We start from the raw sequence: 24,095 nt of genomic DNA on the forward strand, positions 1-24,095 counted from the left end.
CAAATTTCCGTGATTGACATCTGTTTAACACGGCCATTTCGGCTGCTGAACAGTGTTTGCCCGATAAGTGGAGAATGAAATGGCTGTACCTAAAAGAAAAACGAGCCCGTCCAAGCGTGGCATGCGCCGTTCCGCTGACGCTCTCAAGACGCCGACCTACGTCGAAGACAAGAACTCCGGCGAACTGCGTCGCCCGCACCACATCGACCTGAAGACCGGCATGTACCGTGGCCGTCAGGTTCTGACCCCGAAGGAAAACGCATAAGCGTTTCCGTTCGTGGAATGGTTCAAAGGGCTGGCTCTGCCGGCCCTTTTGTTTTGCGTCTGACATTTTCTCGCTTGGACCCTGTGTTATCCGCAGGAGCTAGAGCATCACGCGCCAAGGTGAAGTCACTGGAAGCGGAGAGATGCTCTAGACCCTAAGTGCTGGAGCGTCCTTGGTGCGTTCATGCGAACGCACAGCGCTCTACAGCGCCGCGCGTCTTATCAGACGCGCAAAGGTCGCTGTAGCACTTTGAATTGCTGCATGTTTTTGTCCTTTAACCGGCTACGATTAAAGGAAACATGCAGTAGGCCTGAAGACGCCGCAAGACGCGGCAAAGGAGTTCGTGCCCGATGCTCGCTGCCGTTCCGCTGCTGATCCTGCCGTTCGTTGTCTACAATCTCGCGATGATCGGAATGTTCGGCGGTATTGCCGGCTTGAGCGCCGAGATGCTGTCGCTGTCCATGCTGTCGGGCGCGACCTGGACGATGCGCTTCGGCGACCTCCTGATCGTCGTCGCACTGCTGTTGCTCTTCGTCGAATTGCTGAAGGCGACCCGCACGAGCACGCGTGCGCTGATGGATCACCTGTTGTCGATGATTCTGTTCATCGCCTTCCTGATCGAATTCCTGCTGCTGGCGCCGGCGGCAACCCAGCTCTTCTTCATCCTGATGACGATCAGCTTCATCGACGTCATCGCCGGCTTCGCCGTCTCGATGCGCTCGGCCGGACGGGACGTGTCGATCGGCCTTTAAAGCCTGTCGCGCAAAAGTGCGCAGCGGTTTTGCGACAACGACATGCGAAATATCAAGAACTTAAAGCGCAAGGCGCGAATCTGAAAGATCGCGACGCGCTTTAGGTCACGATCGATCCCGGGGCGTTGGCCCAATTCAAAACATGGTTTGCTGGACGGGAATTGGGCGGGTGACTCACACCCGCCTTTGCAAGGAGAATGCGCTCAGCCGAGATTGTCGAGCTTGGTCTGGAGCGCGCGAAGCTGTTCCTTGAGCTCGTCGATATCCTTGGCTTCGGCCTTCTTGGTTTCCTTCACCGGCGGGGCGGTGATGAAGGGCGAGAACATCTGCATCGCCTGATGGAACATCTCGGTATTGCGGCGGACCTGCTCTTCGACAAGTTGCAGCGGAACCTGCAGGTTCTTGCCGAGCGGCGTGTCACCGAAGGCCTTGTTGATCTGCTCGCGCATCTGCGACTGCTGCTCGGTGAAAGCCTGCATCGAATGCTCGAGATAGCTCGGCACCACCATCTGCATCTGATCGCCGTAGAACGAGATCAGCTGGCGCAGGAAGGAGATCGGCAGCAGCGTGTTGCCGGTCTTGGACTCCTGCTCGAAGATGATCTGCGTCAGCACGGAATGGGTGATGTCCTCTCCGGACTTTGCGTCCTGGACGATGAAATCGTCGCCCTTCTTCACCATGACAGCCAGGTCGTCGAGCGTGACATAGGTGCTGGTCCCGGTGTTGTAGAGCCGCCGGTTCGCATATTTTTTTATAACGATCTGGCCTTCGTGCTTCGCCATCAGGGTCTCCTCTCACCCATCATCCCGTCTTTATTGCGTTTTTCAGAGTATCCGCAAAAGAGCGCCGCTGACAATGTCTTTGTGCGTTGCGGCGACGCAAGTGCGAAATCTTGCGGTTGCGTCTTGGGTGACGGTTTTGTGGCACCGCATCAAGGCGTTTGACTTGCGCCGCGCGCTTTGCCAGTCTGCTTCCATTAGGCAAGAAAGATCTGAGGAAACGTCCCATGAGCAATCCCTCCATCGTGATCGCCAGCGCCGCCCGTACCGCGGTCGGATCCTTCAACGGTGCATTCGCCAACACACCGGCGCACGAACTCGGCGCCGCCGTCATCAAGGGCGTGCTCGAGCGCGCAGGCGTCGAGGCAGGCGAGGTCGACGAGGTGATCCTCGGCCAGGTCCTGCAGGCCGGCGAGGGCCAGAACCCGGCGCGCCAGGCGGCGATGAAGGCGGGTCTTCCGCAGGAGAAAACCGCCTGGGGCATGAACCAGCTCTGCGGTTCCGGTCTTCGTGCCGTGGCGCTCGGCATGCAGCAGATTGCAACCGGTGATGCGGATATCATCGTCGCCGGCGGCATGGAGTCCATGTCGATGGCGCCGCATTGCTCGCATCTTCGCGGCGGCGTGAAGATGGGCGATTTCAAGATGATCGACACGATGATCAAGGACGGTCTGACCGACGCCTTCTACGGCTATCACATGGGCATCACCGCCGAAAACGTCGCCCGCCAGTGGCAGCTCAGCCGTGAAGAGCAGGACGCCTTCGCGCTCGCCTCGCAGAACAAGGCCGAAGCGGCCCAGAAGGCCGGGCGGTTCGCCGACGAGATCATTCCCTTCATCGTCAAAGGCCGCAAGGGCGACGTCACCGTCGACCAGGACGAATATATCCGCCATGGCGCAACGCTCGACCAGATGACGAAGCTGCGTCCGGCCTTCGACAAGGAAGGCACGGTCACCGCCGGCAACGCCTCTGGCCTCAATGACGGCGCCGCGGCCACTCTGCTGATGACCGAAGCGCAGGCTTCCAAGCGCGGCATCCAGCCGCTCGCCCGTATCGTTTCCTGGGCAACGGCCGGCGTCGATCCGCAGGTCATGGGCACCGGCCCGATCCCGGCTTCGCGCAAGGCGTTGGCGAAAGCCGGCTGGGCGATCGGCGACGTCGAACTGGTCGAGGCCAACGAGGCTTTCGCGGCACAGGCATGCGCGGTCAACAAGGACCTCGGCTGGGATCCGTCGATCGTCAACGTCAATGGCGGCGCGATCGCCATCGGCCATCCGATCGGCGCTTCCGGCGCCCGCGTGCTCAACACGCTGCTCTTCGAAATGAAGCGCCGCGGCGTTTCCAAGGGGCTTGCAACGCTCTGCATCGGCGGCGGCATGGGCGTCGCCATGTGCGTCGAACGGCTCTAATCGGTTTGGCGGCATGAACAGCGCCAGGTGGGTTCCGTTTTCCCTTCTTCTGGCCGGTTCGCCGATCGTTTCCGCACATGCCAATCCCGCGCCTCTCGACGAGGCGCGGTTGGTTCAGTGCATGCTGGAACATACGACCTCGGACGACGAGGCCGTTTTCAAGGACATGATGGTTGCGGCCCCGAACGATGACAGTGGCGCTTTGAAAGCGTCGCTCGTTCAGCTCTCCAGTCTGATGATGAACCTCGCGCTCACCAAGTGCGAGGTGGGTATGTCAATGCTCGCGACGCCTCAGTTCCAGGCTGCCGCCGAGCTCTACGGACGACAGGTCGGCGAAAAGCTGATGAAGAAGGCCTTTGAGAAACTGAACTGATCAAGTGGGAGGCGTGCATGAGCAGGGTAGCATTGGTCACAGGTGGGTCGCGCGGCATCGGCGCGGCAATCTCCATCGCACTCAAGAATGCCGGCTACAAGGTGGCCGCAAACTATGCCGGCAATGACGAAAAGGCTGAGGCCTTCAAGCAGGAAACCGGCATCCCGGTCTACAAGTGGGATGTTTCCAGCTATCAGTCCTGCGCCGAAGGCATCGCCAAGGTCGAGGCGGATCTCGGCCCGGTCGAAGTGCTGGTCAACAATGCGGGCATCACCCGCGACGCGATGTTCCACAAGATGACGCCCGAGCAATGGGGCGAGGTGGTCGGCACCAACCTCACCGGTCTCTTCAACATGACGCATCCGATCTGGTCCGCCATGCGCGACCGCGGTTTCGGCCGCGTCATCAACATCTCGTCGATCAACGGCCAGAAGGGCCAGATGGGCCAGGCCAACTATTCGGCGGCCAAGGCCGGTGATCTCGGCTTCACCAAGGCGCTCGCCCAGGAAGGTGCGGCGAAGGGGATCACGGTCAACGCCATCTGCCCGGGCTATATCGGCACGGAAATGGTGCGGGCGGTGCCGGAGAAGGTGCTGAACGAGCGGATCATCCCGCAGATCCCGGTTGGCCGCCTCGGCGAGCCGGAAGAAATCGCCCGCTGCGTTGTGTTCCTGGCCTCCGACGACGCCGGCTTCATCACCGGCTCGACGATTTCGGCGAATGGCGGACAGTTCTTCGTCTGACCTTTTGATCTCATCATTGCTTTTGAACGGCGCCCTTCGGGGCGCCGTTTTTGTGTAGGGCGGAGAGAAGAAACGGCTGTTCCCCCGGCATTTGGACCCGAAGCTGCGCCCGTGATTCTGTTGCCGGCGCGCGGCGCAGACACTATATCTTGTGGAGAACAAAAGCGGAATGATGCGCGTATCACGAGTCGCCATCGGATCCTCCCGTATTGGTCGAGGGTGCTCGGTGCGATTCTCATTCTCTCTGCCCAGCGAATCTGCGATGAATTTCGTTAAAAATTTTCTAGGCTTTCCAGAGTCTTGGATTCGGAATCCTTTGACCTGTCTGGCAATGGGACAGCCAGAATTGAGGCGAGTCGTGGGCTCTAACACAAGCGCGCGGCGTCAGATTCAGCATGTGGTGCAACGTTCGGTGTTGAAATCTATATGTAGTCGTGAACATACAGTGAATCGCGATGAGTCTTCGATTCGTCGCCGATTCGTTCCATGGCTGTTCCTGTTCTCGATTGCGCCAACCACAACAGGTGGTGCAATGGGCTGGGAGACGCCGAACATGGTTTTAGTTGTCGGCGCCCCTTGCGTTTGGCTCGGTGCGTGGGCATGTGTTTGCCGCCAGCGTGAAAAGACGCTGTCGTAATTTCTGAATGCCCGGGATCGATGACGTGTCCGTTCACCCCATGATCCTGAGCGGCCGCGGCGTAACCGCGGTGCTCGGGCCAACCAATACCGGCAAGACGCACTACGCGATCGAGCGCATGATCGCGCATGATAGCGGCGTCATAGGCCTGCCGCTGCGCCTCCTGGCGCGCGAGGTCTATACGCGCCTGGTCGAAAGGGTCGGCCATCACAATGTCGCGCTGATCACTGGCGAGGAGAAGATCACTCCGCATCGCGCCCGCTATTCGGTCTGCACCGTCGAAGCGATGCCGCGCGAGACGACCGCGTCCTTCGTGGCGATCGACGAAGTGCAGCTTGCCGGCGATCTCGAGCGCGGTCACATCTTCACCGACCGGATCCTGCATCTGAGGGGGCGTGGCGAGACGCTGCTTCTGGGGGCTGCAACGATGCGGCCGATCCTGGAGCACCTCCTGCCCGGCATTACCGTCGTCGAGCGGCCGCGCATGTCGCAACTGCTCTATGCCGGTTCGAAGAAAATCACCCGCCTGCCGCATCGCTCGGCGATCGTCGCCTTCTCGGCCGACGAAGTCTATGCGATCGCCGAACTGATCCGTCGCCAGCGCGGCGGTGCCGCCGTCGTGCTCGGCGCGCTTTCGCCGCGCACGCGCAATGCGCAGGTGGCGCTCTATCAGGAAGGCGACGTCGAATATATGGTGGCGACCGACGCGATCGGCATGGGTCTCAACCTCGACGTCGATCACGTCGCCTTCGCGCAGGACCGCAAGTTCGACGGCTACCAGTTTCGCAACCTGAACCCGGCGGAACTGGCGCAGGTCGCCGGGCGCGCCGGGCGACATCTGCGTGACGGAACGTTCGGCGTCACGGGTCGCGTCGATCCTTTCGACAACGAGCTCGTCCATCGCATCGAGTCGCACGAGTTCGATGCGGTCAAGGTGCTGCAATGGCGCTCGAAGGCGTTCGACTATTCCTCGCTTACCGCCTTGAAGAAGAGCCTCGATGCCGCGCCGAAAGTTCCCGGCCTTGCCCGGGCGCTACCTGCGGTAGACCAGCAGGCGTTCGAGCATCTGGCCCGCTACCCGGAGGTCGTCGACATTACGACCAATGCCGAGCGCGTCGAAAAACTATGGGAAGCCTGCGCGCTGCCGGACTATCGGCGCATCACGCCCGCCCAGCACGCCGATCTGATCTCGACGATCTACGCGGATCTCGTTCGCCGGGGTACGGTGAACGAGGACTTCATGGCCGAACAGGTCAGGCGTGCCGATCACACCGACGGTGAGATCGACACACTTTCGGCGCGAATCGCGCAGATCAGAACCTGGACCTATGTGTCGAACCGGCCGGGATGGCTGGCCGATCCGACACACTGGCAAGAAAAGACGCGGGAAATTGAAGATCGATTATCCGACGCACTACATGAACGGTTGACGAAACGCTTTGTTGATCGCAGGACATCTGTGCTCATGAAGCGCCTGAGAGAGAATGCTATGCTGGAAGCTGAAATCAGTGTGAATGGTGATGTCTTCGTCGAAGGACACCACGTAGGACAACTAACCGGTTTCCGGTTTACGCTGGCGACCGGCGGCGACGGCCCGGATGCCAAGGCCGTGCAGGGCGCTGCCCAGAAGGCGCTGGCGCTCGAGTTCGAGGCGCGGGCCGCACGTCTGCACGCCTCGGGCAACAACGACCTGGCGCTTTCGTCGGATGGTCTCGTGCGCTGGCTCGGCGATCCCGTCGCCCGTCTGGCAGCGAGCGACCATGTCATGCGTCCGCGCGTCATCCTGCTTGCCGACGATCAGCTGCAGGCGAACGCCCGCGAGCATGTCGTGGCGCGCATCGAGCGTTTCGTGAACCATCACATCGGTACGGTGCTGAAGCCGCTCGACGATATCTCGCGCGCTGAAGACCTCGAAGGCCTCGCCAAGGGCCTTGCCTTCCAGCTCGTCGAGAACCTCGGCGTGCTCTTCCGCCGCGATGTCGCCGACGACGTGAAGTCGCTGGACCAGGACGGTCGCGCGTCGATCCGCAAATACGGCGTTCGCTTCGGCGCCTACCACATCTTCCTTCCGGCGCTCTTGAAGCCGGCTCCGGCCGAGCTGATCACGCTGCTCTGGGCGCTGAAGAACGACGGCCTCGACAAGCCCGGCTATGGCGACCTCATCCCGATGCTCGCTGCCGGCCGTACGTCGGTCGTCACCGATCCGTCCTTCGAGCGCACCTTCTACAAGCTTGCCGGCTTCCGCTTCCTCGGAAAGCGCGCCGTGCGCATCGACATCCTCGAGCGCCTGGCCGATCTCATCCGGCCGCTGCTGCAGTGGAAGCCCGGCGCGCAGCCGCGTCCTGAAGGCGCCTATGACGGCCGTCGTTTCACCGCCACCACCTCGATGCTTTCGATCCTCGGCGCAACGCCTGATGATATGGAAGAGATCCTGAAGGGCCTTGGCTATCGGGCCGACAGCGTCAAGGCCGAGGAGGCTGCGGCCTTCCTCGCCAGCCAGGACGGTGCGCCCGCCTCTGCTGCCGCCGCCTCCGAGCCGGTTGCCGCCGTCGATGACGCGGACGCTGCTGACAGCGCGACGGATGCCGAGACCGCAGCCATTGAGGCACCTGCCGCCGAGGCCGAGAACGCTGAGGGCAAAGTCGCCACCAGCGACGTGCAACCAGCCGAAGCTCAAGTCGCCGAGACCGGAGAACCGGTCGAAGCCAAGCCCGTGCTGCTGTGGCGTCCCGGCACCCGCCAGGATAACCAGCGCCAGGGCGGCGGTCGCCACCAGGGCGACCAGCGTCGCGGCGGCCAGCGCCATGGACATGGCCAAGGCCAAGGCCAGGGCGAGGGACGTGAGGGCGGACGCAAGGGCGGCCAGCCGGTGCGCGGCAAGCGCCATGACGGCGGCAAGTCGGAAGGCGGTCCGCGCCAGGACCGTGGTGACCGCCATGATCGCCACGACCGCGGCGGCAAGCCCGGCCAGGGCAAGTTCGAGGCGCGCCCGCCGCGTCGCGAGAAGCCGGTGGATCCGGATTCGCCCTTCGCCAAGCTCGCGGCGCTCAAGGAGCAGATGAAGAAGTAAGGCAGGTCATGGAAAAACAGCCCACGTCCAACCCGGCATCGCGCCAGCGTCTCGACAAGTGGCTGTTTTTCACGCGGCTGATCAAATCGCGCTCGCTTGCGCAAAAAGCGATCGAGGACGGCCGCGTGGCCGTCAACGAGCAGCGCGTGACGCAGTCGTCGTTTCAGGTCAAGACGGGGGACCTGCTTGAGCTCGTCCTCGACCGCCGCAGCGTGACCGTGCGCGTGCTTGCTCCAGGGGAACGACGTGGCCCCTACGAGGAAGCGCGGCTTCTTTATGATGATCTCACGCCGGAATTGCCTAAGGAGAAACTCTCGGCATTTGATCTCGCCACACGCGACCGTGGGGCGGGACGCCCGACCAAGAAAGAGCGGCGGGATACCGATCGGCTAAAACCCGATTTCGATCCGCGCGAGGATTAGAAAACTCTGCCTTTGCCGCGGCGTTTCGCGCATTGAATATTCTTGCAAAGGGTCCATAAAGCCTTTACCTGACAGACCCACGTTGGGTGCATCGGTCTTGCTTCGGCAGCTATGCGCGCCGGACATTCCTAGCATGCGCGGACGATGAGCATCACCATTGATTGCCGTCTGCCATCAAACGTGAGCATTGGCTGGAGTACCTCATGACGTATGTCGTGACCGACAATTGCATTCGCTGCAAGTATATGGACTGTGTCGAAGTCTGCCCCGTGGACTGCTTCTATGAGGGCGAGAATTTCCTCGTCATCCATCCCGACGAGTGCATCGATTGCGGCGTTTGCGAGCCGGAATGTCCTGCCGAGGCGATCAAGCCGGACACCGAGCCGGGCCTTGATATGTGGTTGAAAGTGAACGCTGATTTTGCCACGAAGTGGCCGAACGTCACGGTCAAGCGCGACCCGATGCCGGAAGCCAAGGAGATGGACGGCGTCGAAGGCAAGTACGAGAAGTTCTTCTCCGCCGAGCCGGGACAGGGCGACTGAGACGGACGATCTCTATCGTTCGTCGAGGCTGACGCAGCGAGCGCGACCCAGCGCGCCAAACCTGGGGAAAAACCCGCACTGCGCTCGCAGGTGCGAGAATGGTGGCTTGATGGCTGCCATGCAGCAAATTATTGATTTCGGCACTTTTTTGTGATAGGTTCCTTCTACTGATCCACAGAGGGTGTTTTTGCGCGCCCGAAAACCATCACGAAAGCAAACGATCTCCAAAAGGCGGTTTCTCCCTATTACGCAACATGGCTTTGCTCTGTTGCGACCGCATTTCATGAGGCTGTTTGCGTTCCGTGGACGGACCAGGATGTACCCACCCGGCGGTATCCCCGTCTATCCCGGGCCTCACTGACCCGGCCCCGGCCAGAATGGCCGGCGCGAAACAGGGAGTTTTTGAAACGAATGACGACCCAGCAGAAAAAATCTTCGACACGCCAGGGCTTCAAGACCGGTGAATCGATCGTCTATCCGGCCCACGGCGTTGGCCAGATCGTGGCGATCGAAGAGCAGGAAGTCGCGGGCATGAAGCTTGAGCTTTTTGTCATCGATTTCGAGAAGGACAAGATGCGGTTGAAGGTGCCGGTGGCCAAGGCTGTCAGCATCGGCATGCGCAAGCTGTCTGAAACCGATTTCGTCGATCGTGCGTTGAAGGTTGTGCAGGGCAAGGCTCGCGTGAAGCGCACCATGTGGTCGCGCCGCGCCCAGGAATACGATGCCAAGATCAACTCCGGCGACCTGATTTCCATCGCGGAAGTCGTTCGCGATCTCTATCGCGCCGAAAACCAGCCGGAACAGTCCTATTCCGAACGCCAGCTCTATGAAGCTGCCCTCGACCGCATGGCGCGCGAAATCGCTGCCGTGAACAAAATGTCGGAGACCGAAGCTGTGCGCCTCGTCGAGGCCAACCTCAGCAAGGGCCCGAAGCGCGGCAAGGCGATCGACGAAGACGACGCCCAGGACGAAGCAGCATAAGCTTCCAACCCGCAGTGAGACTGCAAAAAAGCCCGGCCATCGCGCCGGGCTTTTTCTTTGATCTGATGGAACTTTTGCCCGCCACGCGCATTTACATTAGCCGGCAGGAACGCGCCGCTTTCGCGCCGGGCGATCTTGGTTCTGTGATCCGTCACCGTTCAGGTTCGTGATTTTGAAGTTAGGGCGCCGCGTCGTTTCTTCAAGTTCGGCGCCGGGGCTCTTGAGCGGGGAAGGAAAAGATCATGCGGTTTTCCGCGCCCATCCCGCTCTGACTTAAAAGAACCGATCACGATGATTTGGATCGATCCGATCCAAATCATCGTGATCTAGACGCCCCTGCTGCCGGACGCGCCATCTGTCCGGCCTTTTAGACTTCACACGCAATGGCGCCCGGGCGCCAGTCACGGAGTGATCGATGAAAACTCTCACTGCAGACCGGCGGATGATCAAGATCGCAATGGAGGCGCCTTATCTCGAGCGCGACGAGGAGCACGCGCTGGCACAGGCCTGGCGGAACGACCATGATCAGGAAGCCCGCAACAAGATCGCCATGTCGCATATGCGGCTCGTGATCTCGATGGCAGCGAAGTTCCGCAACTTCGGCCTGCCCATGGGCGACTTGGTGCAGGAAGGCCATATCGGCCTCCTGGAAGCGGCGGCCCGCTTCGAACCCAGCCGTGAGGTCAGGTTTTCGACCTATGCGACCTGGTGGATCCGGGCATCGATGCAGGACTATGTCCTGCGCAATTGGTCGATCGTCCGGGGCGGCACGAGTTCGGCTCAGAAGGCGCTGTTCTTCAATCTGCGGCGGTTGCGTGCACGTCTGGCGCAAGGCGACAGGCAACTTACATCGCAGGCTATGCATGAGGAAATTGCCGCGGCGCTCGGCGTCAGCATCGCCGATGTGCAGACCATGGATGCGCGGCTTTCCGGCAGCGACACTTCCTTGCAGGCCCCCGTTGGCGGCGCCGATTCCGATGGCGGCGAGCGGCTGGATTTCCTGGCCAGCGATGCGCCGCTTCCGGACGAACAGGTCAGCGACATGATCGACGGCGAGCGGGCCCGTGTGTGGCTCCGCGATGCGCTGGGTGCCTTGACCGAAAGGGAGATGCGGATCATCCGTGCACGACGACTGTCGGAGGACGGTGCGACGCTGGAAGAGCTCGGCCTCGATCTCGGCATTTCCAAGGAACGGGTGCGACAGATCGAAACTCGGGCGCTCGAAAAGCTCAGAGTGGCGCTCGCGACCAAAGCGCCGGCCCTGACTGCGGGCATTCACTAAAGCTTGTCGCGCAAAAGTGCGCAGCGGTTTTGTGATAACGACCTGCGAAATGTCGAGGGCTTAAAGCGCAAGGAGTGAATCTGAAAGATCGCGACGCGCTTTAGCCGTGCATGTTTTCTTTGGCCGTAGCCGGTCAAAGGACAAAACCATGCAGCACTTCAAAGTGCCTTTGCGTGTCTGACAGGACGCGCGGCGCTGTAGGCCTCAGGGGCATAGTCGTACGGGCTCGGACCTCAATCTGAGGCACTGCCCTGTGTTCGAACATCGAGGTCTGGCGCAGCAGCGAAGGCCGGAGCCTTCAGCAGCATATGCGCCTTGGTGCAGGTGCGGTGAGGCTGCCGTGCTTACTCGGAAACGATCTTGACCTTGTCGCCCGGCTTCACTGTCGAGGTGACCTGCATCGCATTGATCACCCGGAACAGGTCCAGCTTGCGATCCGTCCCCATCATGCGGGCGGAAAGCGTTGCGATCGTCTCGCCGGGCCTTACCGTTACGACGCGGATGCGCAGCGGCTTCAGCGATTGGGCCTCGCCCTGCGTCATGCGGCGGAACGAGCTGCGCAGCTGGTTCGCTGTCGGCTCGAGCGCGTTCGAACCCTTGGGAACGGCGGTCAGGAAGCGGTAGATGCGGGTGTCGATGCGGATGACCGTGACATCGAAATCCCAGCGATCGGCCGAGGCACGCGCGGTCGCGGCTTCCAGACCGTTGATGTTGATCGGCCTGATCGTGTCGGGCTGCAGGCCGGTGACCCAGCCGCTGGCGATATAGTCGGTCAGGCTGCGACCGCCCGTATCCGCCACGCCGTCGAAGCGCACAGCGATGTCACCGGGTCCGGTCGCAAGGACCGCTTCTGCCTTGTTGTCGATCTGGAAGCCGGTCGGCACGTCGAAACGGATTCCGAGCTGGCCGTGCAGGAAGGTCTGGCCGCGGACATAGCCTTCCTGGGGGCTGTCGCCGTAGAGCAGGCCGTCGATACCGGCGAGGTAATAGTCCCGGCCGCGATCGCCGCTGGTGCCTTCCGGCCCGAAGGCGCGGGCATGCCTGCGCGCAAGGTCCACACGCTGCGGTGCATTCGGGTGGCTCGACAGGAAGTCGAGGCTCTGGTCGGATTCCGGATCGACGGCGGTAAAGCGGCTATAGGCTGCCATCGAGTCCAGGAAGCGTGCGGCGGCGTAAGGATCGTAGCCGGCTTCGCCGAGCATGCGCACACCGATGACGTCGGCCTGGAGCTCCTGGTTGCGCGAGAAGGCCGCAAGCCGCAGCTTGCCGCGGGCGAGCGCCTGCTTGCCGGCGAGATCGGACGACAGCACCTCGGAGACCACGCGGCTGGCGATGACTTCCGCTTCCTCGCGTTGCTGACGTTCGATGCCGTGGTTGGCGGTGACGTGCGCCATCTCGTGCGAGAGTACGGCGGCGACTTCGGAGGCATCATTGGCAAGGGCCAGCAGGCCGCGGGTGACATAGAGATAGCCGCCCGGCAGTGCAAAGGCGTTGATCGCCGGCGAATTGAGGATGGTGATGCGGTAGGACTGCTGCGGGTTCTCCGAGACGGCGGTCAGCGCTCCGGCGATGCGGGCGACCAGCCGTTCGGTCTTCGCGTCCTTGTATTCGCCGCCATAGCTTGCGACGATGCGCGGATGTTCGCGTGCGCCCATCTTCGCGCGCGGATCGTTCTTCTGGACCTCGTCGACAATCTGCGGATTGGACGAGGGCGAAACTGTCGGCTCGTAGGATTGCTCGATCACCGACTGGCATGCGGAGAGAAGCGCGGTCGCGATCAGTGCAACCACGGCGCGTGCACGCAGCCGTCCGCGTTTCGGCGGGAACCGGTCGTGTGTGACTGTATGCCTCTCCATGCCTCAGCCCGTTTCCCGTCTGTCGCTCCACCCGCATGCAGCGGGGCAATGGAACGACAGCGTTGAAAGTCCTACTTTTTCAGTCCGGCAGCGTTGCTCCGCCGCGACTGTTCAGCCCTGGTCTTGCTGTATCTGATTTCAGCGCCACCTGCCTAGTTTGTCTCGGTAGAAATAGTTGCCCCGTGGTATCACGGCAACGGATGCGCGAATATTCGCGCTCCCGGCCGGATATTTCGCGCGTCGCACGGCGCCGCGGTCAAATTGTGGCGATCGGCTGAGGGCGAGGAGAAACCGGCCCCACCGTCACGCGTTGCCAAGAAAGCGGTCGATTGCCGCATTGTCGCGCCGCTCCAGGAAGCGGTCGAGCGTATCGTGTGCAATGATACGCCCCTGGTCGAGAAAAAGCACGCTATCGGCCAACGCCTTCACGTCTTCGGGATGGTGCGTGATCATCAGAATGGTGTTGCCTTCTTCCGCGTGCAGTTCGCCAAGAAGCGTGCGCATGCCGGTGCGCATCCCGGGGTCGAGGGCCGCAAATGGTTCATCCAGCAAGAGCAGGGGGCGGTGCCGCACAAGTGCGCGGGCGAGCGCGACCCGCTGGCGTTCGCCGCCGGAAAGCGTAGGCGGCAGCCTTCGTCCGAAGCCTTCAAGCCCAACGCGGCGAAGCGCGTCCTCGATCCTCTTCCGATCTTCGTCCGTCAGGCGAAGTGCCGGGTCGATACCGAGGCCGACATTGGTCGCGACATCGAGATGGGCGAAGAGATTGTTGTCCTGGAAGATCATCGAGACCGGACGCTCCGAAGGTGCCTGGTTGGCAGCGTTCTGGCCGAGGACACGGATCTCGCCGTGGTCGGCATCTTCAAAGCCTGCGATGAGGTGAAAGAGCGTCGACTTGCCGGAACCGGAGGCGCCGGCAACGGCGACGATGCCGCCGGCAGCGATAGTGCAATCGAAGTGCAGCGTGGTCGTTTCGAAACGAATCTCGACATTGCGCAGTTCTATGGCAGCGTTGGGCTCGGTCATGCTTTGCGTCCTTCCCGCCGGCGGACGTCTTCCGTTGTGCCGAGGATGGTGAAGATCAGGCAGAGAAGCCCGAGGAAGAGGGCGAGGCCGGCCGCATCGGCGGTGCGGTAGCTGCCCATGCGGCTATAGAGCAGCCAGGGAAGCGTCACCATGTCCTGCGAGCCGAACAGGGCGACGGCGCCGAGATCGCCGAGCGATAGCGCCATGGCGAAGGAGAGCGCCATCAGCAGTGGCCTTCGGAGCGCCGGAAGGTCGATCCATCGCAGGCGATGAAAACCGCGGATGCCGAGGCTCGCGGTCAGCCGCTCGGAACGCGCCGCGTGCGTCGCCATGGCCGGCGCCAGGATGCGGTGGACGAAAGGAAGCGCCATCAGGGCGTTGATTGCCACGACGATGGCAGGCGCAAAGCGCGCGACATCGCCGAAGGGGCGAAGGAGCAGAAACCAGCCGGCGCCGAGCACGACAGGCGGCACCAGCAGGATCAGCGAGGTACTGGCGCCGATCGCACCGGCAAGGCCGTGTGCCGGCGCGCCCGCATGGCGTGGCGCGGTGACCGTCGCCGCGGCGCGGATCATCACGGCCGCCATGGCGACGGAGGCGAGTGCCGAGGCGAGCGCGATCGCCGCACTCGTCATCAGTGCCCGGTGCACGCTCGGATCGCGCGCGAGCTTCAGAAGATCGGCCTGCAGGCCGGAGACGACCACCGCAATCAACGGGGCGATGAGAAAGAGCAATGCCAGGATGATCCAGGCGCCATCGTTGAACAGCGCCGCTGTGGTTGTGCCATCGAAGCGTCGAACGGTTCGGCCGCCGGTCATGCCCTCTTCCGGATCCGTTGCCAGACGTCTGAGGATGAGAAGCAGGACGCCGGTCATGGCGATCTGCAGGCCGGACAGCGCGATGGCGCGTGGCGGATCGAAATCGAAGCGCAGCGCCTGATAGATCGCGACCTCGATGGTGCTGGCAGCGGGCCCGCCGCCAAGCGTCAGCACGAGCGTGAAGCTGGTGGCGCAGAGCATGAAGACGAGGCCGGCCGCGCCTGGCAACAGGCCGCGCAGGACGGGCCATTCGATGAAGCGGAAGAGCGCTCGGGAGGGCATGCCGAGATTGGCAGCGCTGCGCCAGTATTCGGCGGGAATGCGCTCGAGGTCGGCCAGGAACAGGCGCGCCGCAAGCGGCATGTTGAAGAAGACATGGGCAAGCAGGATGCCGAACAGGCCATAGATGCTGATCGGTTGCTCGAGGCCGAGCCAGCGCAGGCCGGAATTGAGGAAGCCCTGGCGTCCCCAGATCTCGATCAGCCCGAGTGCGCCGACGAGAACGGGCAGGCCGAGCGGCAGCGCCATCAGCCGCAACAGCCAGATCCGGCCGAAGAAACGCGGCCGCCGCGCCAGCGCCCGCGCCACCGGTATCGCGAAGAGCACAGACAGCAGAGTGGAAAGGCTTGCCTGCAGCAGCGTGAAGCGGGTGACGCGCCAGATATAGGCGTCGAACAGAGTGCCTTCGTCCGTGCCGCCGGTTTGGGCGAGCAAGGCGGCGATCGCCAGGCCGACGAAGAGCAGGAAGGCGCCGAGGCAAATCGCCCCGGCGACAACAGTCATGCGGTTTTCGCGAAGTGCGAACAATCCGGCCTCAGTTCTTGCTCATGGCAGCAAGCCACTCGTCGATCCAGGCCTTGCGGTTCTTCGCGACCTCTTCCGATGGCAGCAGGAAGGTCTTCTCCGGGTTGACCAGCTTGTTGAAGGCGTCCGGCAGCGGCTCCTTGGTTGCTGCGACCGGCATCATCCAGTTGGTTGTCGGAATGATCGACTGGAATTCCGGACCGGTCATGAACGCGAGGAACTGCTTTGCCAGTTCCGGCTCCTTGGCACTCTTGGTCATGCCGGCGACTTCGATCTGGATGTAGTGACCTTCCGAGAAGGTGGCCGCCTGGTAGCGCTCGGTGTTCTCAGCGACCATGTGGTAGGCGGGCGAGGTGGTGTAGGAGAGCACCATCGGCGCTTCGCCCTTGGTGAAGAGGCCATAGGCTTCCGACCAGCCGGGGGTGACGGTCAGAACACGGTCCTTGAGCTTCGCCCAGGCAGCACCCGCCTCGTCGCCATAGACCGCCTTGACCCAAAGCAGCAATCCGAGGCCCGGCGTCGAGGTGCGCGGGTCCTCGATGACGATCTTCTGCGACGCGTCGCCTTCGACCAGTTCCTTGAGGCTCTTCGGCGGTGTCTTCAGGGTCTCGGTGTCGTAGACGACGGCGAAATGGCCGTAGTCATAGGGCAGGAAGGTGTCGTCGGAGAAGTTGCCGGGCACCTTCAGGTCCTTCGCTTCGATGCCATGCGGTGCGAAGAAGCCCGTTGCCTTTGCTTCCGCCACGAGGTTGGTGTCGAGACCGAGCACGATGTCGGCCTTCGAGGCAGCACCCTCGAGCTTTAGGCGCGTCAAGAGTTCGACGCCATCGGCAACACCGACATAGTTGACCTTGCATTCGCAGGTCTTTTCGAAGGCTTCCGCCACCTTGGCGCCCGGCCCCCATTCGGTGATGAAGCTTTCATAGGTGTAGACGGTCAGCGTCTTGTCGGCAGCGGCGGCATAACCGGTGAAAACAAGGCTTGCGCTTGCGGCCAGCGCTAGCCGGCTAAGTATTTTGAGCTGTGATGAATTGGACATGCGAAGCACCTCTCCCAAAGTTCGTTGTTGCACGGGAAAAGGGCGTATCGGTGCGATCGCGTCTAATCCCTCCGCCGGTATGAGCCGGATCAGGTTCCGCGGGTTGGCGTTTTGACGCCTCTCAGCCTCCGGCCGCCATGCGGTCGGGAGGCACCCCGTTAGAGCGGCAAGAGATTTACCGCTGCGGCGGCTTCATGGCAAGCGGTGTTTGGAATGGGCGACGCATGGGGCGAGCCCATTTTCTGTCGGGCGTTTTCGCCAACCGGCAACTGCGCTATGACACCATCACGCTTGGCCGCAAGGAGGAAATCCCATGCCAGATATGCTAGTTCGCCTTTATGCCCTTCCGGCAGAGCCCCAGTCGCGGCTTGGTTCAGGCATCAGCATCCGTCGCGCCATGGCGCCGGAACGCCGTCTGGTGGTCTCCTGGATCGAAAAGACGTTTGGCGCCGGCTGGGCAGGCGAAGCGGAAGCTGCCTTCTCCTCGACCCCGACACGCATGCACGTCGCGGTGCACGACGAAAAGATCGTCGGCTTTGCCTGCCACGACGTGACAGCGCTCGGCTTCTTCGGCCCAACCGGCGTCGATGAAGGTATGCGTGGGCAGGGCATCGGCGAGGCGCTGCTGCTTGCAAGCCTGACGGCGATGCGCGAGGCGGGCTACGGCTATGCGGTCATCGGTGGCGTCGGCCCGGCGAAGTTCTACGAGCGCGTGGCCGGCGCGATCGAAATTCCCGATTCAACACCCGGGATCTATGCCGGCATGCTATTCCCGGAACCGGTGCCGGAAGGACACTGACGGCTTCGGCAAATTGCTGCGATCGCAGCGGTTTGCGGTTTTCTTCGTTTTCCTTCCGCGATCCTTTGCGCTATGGGCATTGCCATGGCTCGATCGACCTTCACCATATTGCTTGGCGGCGCCCTCTCGGTGACCAGCCGGCTGACAGAGCAGCTCAGCGGCAGCCGCTTCGTTGCCGCTGACGGCGGCATGCGCCATGCCCGCTTGCTCGGCGTCGTGCCGGATGTCTGGGTCGGCGATTTCGATTCGACCGAAGACGCCCTGCTGTCCGAGTTCGCCTCCGTTCCACGCGAGCCCTACCCGGCGGCAAAGGCTGCGACGGATGGCGAGATCGCGGTCGAGGCTGCGTTGTCCCGCGGCGCTGATCGGCTGATCTTTGCCGGCGCGCTTGGCGGCAGCCGCAGCGACCATGCCTTCCTGCACCTGCTGCAGGCCGCAGCGCTTGCCGAGCGCGGGCTTTCGGTGCTGATGACCTCGGGCGAGGAAGAAGCCTACCCGCTGCTGGCAGGCACGCTCGATCTCGACCTGCCGAAAGGTTGTCTCTTTTCCGTGCTGGGATTGACCGAGCTGACCGGCCTTTCGATCGTCAATGCGCGCTATCCGCTTGACGATTTCACCCTGCCGTTCGGATCGTCCCGAACCGTTTCCAACGTCGCGGAGGGTCCCCTTCGCTTCAGCCTCAAGAGCGGACGCGCCATCGTGCTTGCCCGCCCCTATGATCTTTCCGGAGCCTGAGCCTTGGCGCCCCCAATTCTGAAACTCGACGATATCTTCTTGACCTTCGGCGGCGCGCCGCTGCTTGCCGGTGCCAATCTGCAAGTGGAACCGGGCGATCGCATCTGCCTTGTCGGGCGCAATGGCTCGGGCAAGTCGACCTTGATGAAGATCGCCGCGGGCCTTTCAGAGGCACAGTCGGGCGAGGTGTTCCGCCATCCCTCAGCGACCATCCGCTATCTCCACCAGGCGCCGGATTTCGACGGCTACGACACGGTGCAGGCCTATGCCGAAGCCGGCCTCGGACCGAGCGACGATCCCTATCGCGTCGCCTACCTGCTGCAGCATCTGGGCCTGACCGGCGAAGAAGACCCGACGCGCCTTTCGGGCGGTGAGGCGCGCCGTGCCGCACTGGCGCGCGTCATGGCGCCGGAACCTGACATCTTGCTGCTTGACGAACCGACCAACCATCTCGACCTGCCGACGATCGAATGGCTGGAAGAGGAGCTTACCCGCAGCCGTTCGGCGCTGGTGTTGATCTCGCACGACCGGCGCTTCCTGGAGAAGGTCTCGACGGCGACCGTTTGGCTCGACCGTGGCCAGTCGCGCCGGCTCGATCGCGGCTTTGGCCATTTCGAAGCCTGGCGCGACGAGGTGCTGGAGGCCGAGGAACTGGAGCAGCACAAGCTCGGCAAGGCGATCGAGCGCGAGGAGCACTGGCTGCGCTACGGCGTGACGGCGCGGCGCAAGCGCAACATGCGCCGCCTCGGCGAGTTGCAGACCATGCGCGCGGTCTATCGCGGCCACAAGGGGCCTCAAGGCACCGTGCAGGCAACGGCAGCTGACGCCAAGGAGTCCGGCAAGCTGGTGATCGAGGCCGAAAAGGTCAGCAAGGCCTATGGTGACCGCACCATCGTCGCGCCCTTCTCGATCCGCGTCCATCGCGGTGACCGCATCGGTCTCGTCGGTCCGAACGGTGCCGGCAAGACGACGCTCCTCAAGATGTTGACCGGTCAGATCGAGCCGGACACAGGCACGGTCAAGCTCGGCACCAACCTCGAAATGGCGACGCTCGACCAGAAGCGCGAAGACCTCAACCTGGACGACACGCTGGCCCATTACCTGACCGACGGGCGCGGCGACAACCTGCTTGTCAACGGTGAGCAGCGCCACGTTACCGGCTACATGAAGGATTTCCTGTTCCAGCCGGAACAGGCGCGCACGCCGATCCGCGAGCTCTCGGGTGGCGAGCGCGCTCGGCTGATGCTGGCGCGCATTCTTTCGCGGGCGACCAATCTTCTGATCCTCGACGAGCCGACCAACGACCTCGACATCGAGACGCTGGACCTGTTGCAGGAGATCGTCGCCGGCTTTGCCGGAACGGTCATTCTCGTCAGCCACGACCGTGACTTTCTCGATCGCACCGTCACCTCGACGATCGCGCCGGCAAACCCGGAGGAGCCGGATGGCCGCTGGATCGAATATGCTGGCGGCTATTCCGACATGATGGCGCAGCGCAAGGGCGCGATTGAAGAAAAGCGCAAGGCAGAGAAGGCGGAAAAGGCCAAAGCCGACGCCGCTGCACCCTCCGCCGATGCGCCGAAGGCCGCCAAGGGCAAGCTTTCCTACAAGCAGAAATTCGCGCTCGAAAACCTGCCGAAGGAGATCGCCAAGGCAGAGGCCGAGGCCGCCAAGCGCGAAGAAAAGATGGCTGATCCCAAGCTTTTCACAAAAGATCCAAACGCCTTTGCGAAGCTCGCGCAGGAACTGGAGAAGCTACGTGCGGATCTCGCCCGCATGGAGGAGGAATGGCTGGAGCTCGAAATGCTGCGCGAGGAGCTCGAAGGCTAGCCGCAACCAGTGGCGCGTTGAACAGCGTCAGGAGATATGATAAGAAAAACTTATTATATCATTTGTGAATGATCCTGATGCCCTTCAAACTTGAATCCGAAACCATCGGAATGCTGCTCACGGACGTCTCGCGCCTTTTGCGCGGGGCTTTCGACCGCAAGGTCAATGCCATGGACCTGGGCATCACCCCCGGCGAGGCGCGCACGCTGATCCAGGTGGCGCTGAAAGAGGGCATCAAGCAGGCCGAGATCGCCACCCGCATGGGCATCGAGCCGATGACGCTTTCGGCCTATCTCGATCGGCTGGAGGCGATGGGCCTTGTTGCCCGCGTACCGGATCCGGCGGATCGCCGCGCCAAGAACGTCGCCATCACCGAGAAGGCCGGTCCGCTGCTCACCGAGCTGATGACGGGGCTCAGGGAGATGATGAACGCCTATACTGCCGGGCTCGACGAGGCGACGCGCGAGGTTCTCTGCGCCAATCTGCGCATCCTGCGCGACAACTTGCGTGAGCTTGACCCGTGCCTTGCCGGCAAGGAGACAGCGGAGAAGTCCGAGGACCAGCCTGGAGCCTCGCAATGACGCGTCGCATGAGCGAGCGGCGCACCAGCATCATCGGGGCGTTCCTGGTGGCGCTCGGGCCAGTTTCCATGGCGCTCTATACGCCGGCGATGCCGGAGCTGGTGCGGGCGTTTTCGTCGAGCGAAGCGGCGATCAAGATGACGCTGTCGCTCTATTTCGCCGGCTTCGCCTTTGCCCAGCTCGTTTCCGGCACGCTATCCGACGTCATCGGGCGCCGCCGCGCGACGCTGATCTTCATGGCGATCTATCTCGTCGGCAGCCTGATGTCTGCCTTTGCGCCGTCGGTTGCGGAGCTGCTTGCCGGGCGCCTGGTTCAGGGTATCGGTGCTTCCGTCGGTATGACGGTGGCGCGGGCGATCGTGCGGGACCAGTTCACCGGGACCGAAGCGGCGCGGATCATGAACATGATCGGCATGATGCTGGCGCTGGGGCCAGCCTTATCGCCGACGCTCGGCGGTCTGGCGCTCGGCCTTTTCGGCTGGCAGTCGATCTTCTTGCTGATGGTCGGCTTTGCCGCCATGGCTTGCATCACCGTGCAGTTCTTTATGGCCGAGACCGCGACGCCCGATCCGAGCAAGGGACACCTAAGGCCGATCTTGGCGGCCTATCGCAGGTTGGTGAGCGACAGCCGCTTCGTCTCCTCGACGCTCGTCATCGGCGGAGCTGTCGGCGCGCTCTATGCCTGGGCGACGATGCTGCCTTTTGTGCTGATCAACGAAGTCGGCCTGACGCCGACCGAGTTCGGTGTCGGCATGCTGATGCAGTCGGGGCTGTTCTTTTCGGGAACGGTGGTGGTACGGCTGCTGATGCGCCGGTTCACGCCGCAGGCGCTGGTACCGGCAGGCCTCGTCTTCATCGGTCTCGCCAGCCTGATCCTCGCCTACAGCATGCACGCGCTGTCGCCGAGCTTCCTTTCGGTCATGCTGCCGATCGGCGTCTATGCCTTCGGCATCGCCTTCGTCATGCCCTACATGATGACGGCGGCGATGGCGCCCTTTCCCGATATCGCCGGCACGGCATCCGCGATGATGGGCTTCGTCCAGATGGGCTCAGGCCTGCTCGGTGGCGCGATCGCCGCTGCGGTGGGGGTCCCGGTGCTGGCACTCGGCACGATCATTCCGAGCTTCGGCCTCGTCTCTATCCTCAGCTATGTCTGGTATCGCCGGACGGTTCGGCTGAAGCCGCTGGCGGCGGCCGTTGACCGCGAGGATCCGCTGCTGGAGGCGGCGGAGTAGCGGAAACAAAAAAGCCTCCGCGAACGGATCGCGGAGGCTTTGTCTTTCAGCGCTTACCGACTTAGCGGTTGCGCGCAGCCAGCGTGCGCAGGCGCAGCGCGTTGAGCTTGATGAAGCCGGCGGCATCCTTTTGGTCGTAGGCGCCCTGGTCGTCCTCGAAGGTGACGAGTTTGTCGGAATAGAGCGACTTGTCGCTTTCGCGGCCGATGGTCATAACGTTGCCCTTGTAGAGCTTCAGCGTCACTTCGCCCTCGACATGCTCCTGGCTCTTGTCGATCGCTGCCTGCAGCATTTCGCGCTCCGGCGAGAACCAGAAGCCGTAGTAGATCAGCTCGGCGTAACGCGGCATCAGCTCGTCCTTGAGGTGTGCGGCACCCCGGTCGAGCGTGATCGATTCGATCGCGCGGTGCGCGGCGAGCAGGATCGTGCCGCCGGGGGTCTCATAGACGCCGCGCGACTTCATGCCGACGAAGCGGTTCTCGACGAGATCGAGACGGCCGATGCCGTTGTCGCGGCCGTACTCGTTAAGCTTGGCAAGCAGAGAGGCGGGCGACAGGCGCACGCCGTTGATCGAGACGGCGTCACCACGCTCGAAGCCGATCTTGATGACGGTCGCCTGGTCCGGAGCGGCTTCCGGCGAGATCGTGCGCATATGCACGTATTCCGGGGCTTCCTGGGCCGGATCTTCGAGAACCTTGCCCTCGGAGGAGGAGTGCAGCAGGTTGGCGTCGACGGAGAACGGCGCCTCGCCCTTCTTGTCCTTGGCAACCGGGATCTGGTGCTTCTCGGCGAATTCGAGCAGGTCGGTGCGGCTTTTGAACGACCAGTCGCGCCAGGGAGCGATGATCTTGATATCCGGGTTCAGAGCATAGGCCGAAAGCTCGAAGCGAACCTGGTCATTGCCCTTGCCGGTGGCGCCATGGGCGATGGCGTCGGCACCGGTCTTCTTGGCGATGTCGATCAGGTGCTTGGAAATCAGCGGGCGTGCGATCGAGGTGCCGAGCAGGTAGACGCCTTCATAGACGGCATTTGCGCGGAACATCGGGAAGACGAAATCCTTGACGAATTCCTCGCGGACGTCCTCGATGTAGATCTCCTTGATGCCGAGCATTTCGGCCTTCTTGCGCGCCGGCTCGAGCTCTTCGCCTTGGCCGAGGTCAGCGGTGAAGGTGACGACTTCCGCGCCGAGTTCGGTCTGCAGCCACTTCAGGATAATCGAGGTGTCGAGACCGCCCGAATAGGCGAGAACGACCTTTTTCACGTCTTTATGCGATGCCATGGTTTCCGTCCGTCTGGTCTTGGGGAGGGCGGCGATGCCGCGTGCAAATCTGCGGCACTTTAGCCAGAACCTGCGGCGATACAAGCGCTAGAACGCGCCATGGCGCGAATCCGCTGGCAAAAGCGAAGGCGTGGCGTTAGAGGGGGCGATCTTGCCCCGAGGTGACTGACGATGGACTTCATTCCTGGCCTGCCGACCCTCGCCACCTTCGCCGCCGCAACGCTGCTTCTGGCGGCGACGCCCGGCCCGGACATGACGCTTTCGATCAGCCGGGCTCTGGCTCAGGGCAAGAAGGCGGCACTCTTCGTGGTGCTCGGCACCAGCTTCGGCATCGTCGTGCATACGCTTCTCGTCGCCTTCGGCATTTCGGCGCTGATCACCGCTTCGCCCACCGCCTTCACCATCCTCAAGACCGGTGGTGCCGCCTATCTTCTGTGGCTTGCGGTGCAGGCGATCCGCTTTGGTTCGAGCATTTCCGTTCAGAAGGTCGAGGTCACGGAGGGCACCGCGCTTGCCAACATTTCGGCCGGCTTCTGGGTGAACCTGCTCAATCCCAAGGTCATCATCTTCTTCATGACCTTCCTGCCGCAGTTCGTCAGCGCCGACGATCCTTCGGTCACCGGCAAGCTTTTGTTCCTCGGCCTGCTGTTCATCCTGATCGGCATGCCGGTCAATATGCTGGTGGTGTTCACCGCCGATTGGCTGGCCTCCTGGCTGCAGCGCAACAGGGGCGTGATGCGAGCGCTCGATTACAGCTTCGCCGGGGTCTTTTCGGTGTTTGCGGTCAAGATCTTCATGACGACGGCGCGGTAAGCGGACAGTTTCGCCCCTCATCTGCCTG

General features: G+C 62.5%; 22 protein-coding genes and 1 riboswitch. Of the genes, 16 read left to right on the forward strand and 6 right to left on the reverse strand.

The genetic code is table 11. The annotated features are described in order from the left end of the window. Positions 1 to 79 precede the first annotated feature (79 nt). Positions 80 to 265 carry a 50S ribosomal protein L32 gene (rpmF, locus tag AC070A_RS15230; RefSeq protein ID WP_057254881.1) on the forward strand — a complete coding sequence of 62 codons (186 nt, stop codon included), beginning with the start codon at positions 80 to 82 and terminating at the stop codon, positions 263 to 265. A 350-nt stretch (positions 266 to 615) separates the two neighbouring features. Next, positions 616 to 1,017 (forward strand): hypothetical protein, encoded by a 402-nt coding sequence (locus AC070A_RS15235; protein ID WP_112995641.1) that lies wholly within the window; start codon positions 616 to 618, stop codon positions 1,015 to 1,017. Positions 1,018 to 1,220: 203 nt separating this feature from the next. Here the strand turns inward: AC070A_RS15235 and phaR are convergent, their stop codons facing one another. Beyond that, entirely contained in the window at positions 1,221 to 1,799 is a 579-nt protein-coding gene (phaR, locus tag AC070A_RS15240) for a polyhydroxyalkanoate synthesis repressor PhaR (RefSeq protein ID WP_057254883.1), read from the reverse strand. 224 nt (positions 1,800 to 2,023) lie between these two features. Between phaR and AC070A_RS15245 the strand changes: the two genes are divergently transcribed. The 8 genes from AC070A_RS15245 (at position 2,024) to AC070A_RS15280 (ending at position 11,255) form a co-directional block, all read left to right on the forward strand. Next, complete coding sequence (locus tag AC070A_RS15245; RefSeq protein WP_058321666.1) at positions 2,024 to 3,205, forward strand: acetyl-CoA C-acetyltransferase; 1,182 nt, start codon at positions 2,024 to 2,026, stop codon at positions 3,203 to 3,205. 13 nt (positions 3,206 to 3,218) lie between these two features. Continuing rightward, positions 3,219 to 3,578, forward strand: coding sequence for a hypothetical protein (locus AC070A_RS15250; RefSeq protein ID WP_057254885.1), 360 nt, complete (start codon positions 3,219 to 3,221; stop codon positions 3,576 to 3,578). 17 nt (positions 3,579 to 3,595) lie between these two features. After that, complete coding sequence (locus AC070A_RS15255) at positions 3,596 to 4,321, forward strand: beta-ketoacyl-ACP reductase (protein WP_058321668.1); 726 nt, start codon at positions 3,596 to 3,598, stop codon at positions 4,319 to 4,321. 677 nt (positions 4,322 to 4,998) lie between these two features. Then, positions 4,999 to 8,028 (forward strand): helicase-related protein, encoded by a 3,030-nt coding sequence (locus tag AC070A_RS15260; RefSeq protein WP_112995709.1) that lies wholly within the window; start codon positions 4,999 to 5,001, stop codon positions 8,026 to 8,028. An 8-nt stretch (positions 8,029 to 8,036) separates the two neighbouring features. Next, the gene (locus tag AC070A_RS15265; RefSeq protein WP_057254887.1) at positions 8,037 to 8,450 is read left to right on the forward strand and encodes an RNA-binding S4 domain-containing protein; all 414 of its coding nucleotides are present in this window, start codon (positions 8,037 to 8,039) and stop codon (positions 8,448 to 8,450) included. Positions 8,451 to 8,653: 203 nt separating this feature from the next. Next, on the forward strand, positions 8,654 to 8,992 hold the full coding sequence (fdxA, locus tag AC070A_RS15270) for a ferredoxin FdxA (RefSeq protein ID WP_057254888.1): 339 nt from the start codon (positions 8,654 to 8,656) through the stop codon (positions 8,990 to 8,992). A 411-nt stretch (positions 8,993 to 9,403) separates the two neighbouring features. Next, the gene (locus AC070A_RS15275) at positions 9,404 to 9,973 is read left to right on the forward strand and encodes a CarD family transcriptional regulator (protein ID WP_034802893.1); all 570 of its coding nucleotides are present in this window, start codon (positions 9,404 to 9,406) and stop codon (positions 9,971 to 9,973) included. Between the two features lie 415 nt (positions 9,974 to 10,388). After that, on the forward strand, positions 10,389 to 11,255 hold the full coding sequence (locus tag AC070A_RS15280) for an RNA polymerase factor sigma-32 (protein WP_057254889.1): 867 nt from the start codon (positions 10,389 to 10,391) through the stop codon (positions 11,253 to 11,255). A 344-nt stretch (positions 11,256 to 11,599) separates the two neighbouring features. On the opposite strand, the gene AC070A_RS15285 is transcribed toward AC070A_RS15280, so the two are convergent. The 4 genes from AC070A_RS15285 to thiB form a co-directional block, all read right to left on the reverse strand. Continuing rightward, positions 11,600 to 13,111: a M48 family metalloprotease gene (locus tag AC070A_RS15285; protein ID WP_057254890.1), complete on the reverse strand. Its 1,512-nt coding sequence runs from the start codon at positions 13,109 to 13,111 to the stop codon at positions 11,600 to 11,602. 303 nt (positions 13,112 to 13,414) lie between these two features. Next, positions 13,415 to 14,134, reverse strand: coding sequence for a thiamine ABC transporter ATP-binding protein (gene thiQ, locus AC070A_RS15290; RefSeq protein WP_057254891.1), 720 nt, complete (start codon positions 14,132 to 14,134; stop codon positions 13,415 to 13,417). Next, positions 14,131 to 15,759: a thiamine/thiamine pyrophosphate ABC transporter permease ThiP gene (thiP, locus tag AC070A_RS15295; protein ID WP_255571350.1), complete on the reverse strand. Its 1,629-nt coding sequence runs from the start codon at positions 15,757 to 15,759 to the stop codon at positions 14,131 to 14,133. The genes thiQ and thiP overlap by 4 nt, the downstream gene beginning before the upstream one ends. 7 nt (positions 15,760 to 15,766) lie before the next feature. Next, a complete protein-coding gene (gene thiB, locus AC070A_RS15300; protein WP_058321672.1) occupies positions 15,767 to 16,795 on the reverse strand; it encodes a thiamine ABC transporter substrate binding subunit in 1,029 nt (342 codons plus the stop codon). Between the two features lie 49 nt (positions 16,796 to 16,844). Then, positions 16,845 to 16,963, reverse strand: a riboswitch (TPP riboswitch). 145 nt (positions 16,964 to 17,108) lie between these two features. On the opposite strand from thiB, the gene AC070A_RS15305 reads away from it, so the two are divergent. From AC070A_RS15305 to AC070A_RS15325, 5 genes are all read left to right on the forward strand, one after another. Beyond that, complete coding sequence (locus AC070A_RS15305; protein ID WP_057254893.1) at positions 17,109 to 17,594, forward strand: GNAT family N-acetyltransferase; 486 nt, start codon at positions 17,109 to 17,111, stop codon at positions 17,592 to 17,594. A gap of 84 nt (positions 17,595 to 17,678) precedes the next feature. Further along, positions 17,679 to 18,329 (forward strand): thiamine diphosphokinase, encoded by a 651-nt coding sequence (locus AC070A_RS15310; RefSeq protein ID WP_057255087.1) that lies wholly within the window; start codon positions 17,679 to 17,681, stop codon positions 18,327 to 18,329. 3 nt (positions 18,330 to 18,332) lie between these two features. Beyond that, positions 18,333 to 20,159 carry an ABC-F family ATP-binding cassette domain-containing protein gene (locus tag AC070A_RS15315; RefSeq protein ID WP_112995643.1) on the forward strand — a complete coding sequence of 609 codons (1,827 nt, stop codon included), beginning with the start codon at positions 18,333 to 18,335 and terminating at the stop codon, positions 20,157 to 20,159. Between the two features lie 77 nt (positions 20,160 to 20,236). Beyond that, positions 20,237 to 20,740, forward strand: a complete 504-nt coding sequence (locus tag AC070A_RS15320; RefSeq protein WP_112995710.1) for a MarR family winged helix-turn-helix transcriptional regulator — start codon at positions 20,237 to 20,239, stop codon at positions 20,738 to 20,740. Further along, positions 20,737 to 21,975, forward strand: coding sequence for a multidrug effflux MFS transporter (locus AC070A_RS15325; protein WP_112995644.1), 1,239 nt, complete (start codon positions 20,737 to 20,739; stop codon positions 21,973 to 21,975). The genes AC070A_RS15320 and AC070A_RS15325 overlap by 4 nt, the downstream gene beginning before the upstream one ends. 61 nt (positions 21,976 to 22,036) lie before the next feature. Here the strand turns inward: AC070A_RS15325 and AC070A_RS15330 are convergent, their stop codons facing one another. After that, positions 22,037 to 23,254 carry an argininosuccinate synthase gene (locus tag AC070A_RS15330; protein ID WP_057254897.1) on the reverse strand — a complete coding sequence of 406 codons (1,218 nt, stop codon included), beginning with the start codon at positions 23,252 to 23,254 and terminating at the stop codon, positions 22,037 to 22,039. 171 nt (positions 23,255 to 23,425) lie between these two features. On the opposite strand from AC070A_RS15330, the gene AC070A_RS15335 reads away from it, so the two are divergent. Further along, positions 23,426 to 24,067 carry a LysE family translocator gene (locus AC070A_RS15335; protein WP_058321677.1) on the forward strand — a complete coding sequence of 214 codons (642 nt, stop codon included), beginning with the start codon at positions 23,426 to 23,428 and terminating at the stop codon, positions 24,065 to 24,067. Positions 24,068 to 24,095: the final 28 nt, after the last annotated feature.

Source organism: Ensifer sp. GW101-20A05, from assembly GCF_059424735.1.

Coding starts and splice junctions, on each gene's coding strand:
- AC070A_RS15280 (WP_057254889.1), top strand. CDS start 10,389: ATGAAAACTCTCACTGCAGACCGGCGGATGATCAAGATCGCAATGGAG.
- AC070A_RS15325 (WP_112995644.1), top strand. CDS start 20,737: ATGACGCGTCGCATGAGCGAGCGGCGCACCAGCATCATCGGGGCGTTC.
- AC070A_RS15310 (WP_057255087.1), top strand. CDS start 17,679: ATGGCTCGATCGACCTTCACCATATTGCTTGGCGGCGCCCTCTCGGTG.
- AC070A_RS15245 (WP_058321666.1), top strand. CDS start 2,024: ATGAGCAATCCCTCCATCGTGATCGCCAGCGCCGCCCGTACCGCGGTC.
- AC070A_RS15330 (WP_057254897.1), bottom strand. CDS start 23,254: ATGGCATCGCATAAAGACGTGAAAAAGGTCGTTCTCGCCTATTCGGGC.
- AC070A_RS15265 (WP_057254887.1), top strand. CDS start 8,037: ATGGAAAAACAGCCCACGTCCAACCCGGCATCGCGCCAGCGTCTCGAC.
- AC070A_RS15255 (WP_058321668.1), top strand. CDS start 3,596: ATGAGCAGGGTAGCATTGGTCACAGGTGGGTCGCGCGGCATCGGCGCG.
- AC070A_RS15250 (WP_057254885.1), top strand. CDS start 3,219: ATGAACAGCGCCAGGTGGGTTCCGTTTTCCCTTCTTCTGGCCGGTTCG.
- AC070A_RS15305 (WP_057254893.1), top strand. CDS start 17,109: ATGCCAGATATGCTAGTTCGCCTTTATGCCCTTCCGGCAGAGCCCCAG.
- AC070A_RS15275 (WP_034802893.1), top strand. CDS start 9,404: ATGACGACCCAGCAGAAAAAATCTTCGACACGCCAGGGCTTCAAGACC.
- rpmF (WP_057254881.1), top strand. CDS start 80: ATGGCTGTACCTAAAAGAAAAACGAGCCCGTCCAAGCGTGGCATGCGC.
- AC070A_RS15335 (WP_058321677.1), top strand. CDS start 23,426: ATGGACTTCATTCCTGGCCTGCCGACCCTCGCCACCTTCGCCGCCGCA.
- AC070A_RS15285 (WP_057254890.1), bottom strand. CDS start 13,111: ATGGAGAGGCATACAGTCACACACGACCGGTTCCCGCCGAAACGCGGA.
- phaR (WP_057254883.1), bottom strand. CDS start 1,799: ATGGCGAAGCACGAAGGCCAGATCGTTATAAAAAAATATGCGAACCGG.
- AC070A_RS15320 (WP_112995710.1), top strand. CDS start 20,237: ATGCCCTTCAAACTTGAATCCGAAACCATCGGAATGCTGCTCACGGAC.
- thiB (WP_058321672.1), bottom strand. CDS start 16,795: ATGTCCAATTCATCACAGCTCAAAATACTTAGCCGGCTAGCGCTGGCC.
- AC070A_RS15235 (WP_112995641.1), top strand. CDS start 616: ATGCTCGCTGCCGTTCCGCTGCTGATCCTGCCGTTCGTTGTCTACAAT.
- AC070A_RS15260 (WP_112995709.1), top strand. CDS start 4,999: ATGATCCTGAGCGGCCGCGGCGTAACCGCGGTGCTCGGGCCAACCAAT.
- fdxA (WP_057254888.1), top strand. CDS start 8,654: ATGACGTATGTCGTGACCGACAATTGCATTCGCTGCAAGTATATGGAC.
- thiQ (WP_057254891.1), bottom strand. CDS start 14,134: ATGACCGAGCCCAACGCTGCCATAGAACTGCGCAATGTCGAGATTCGT.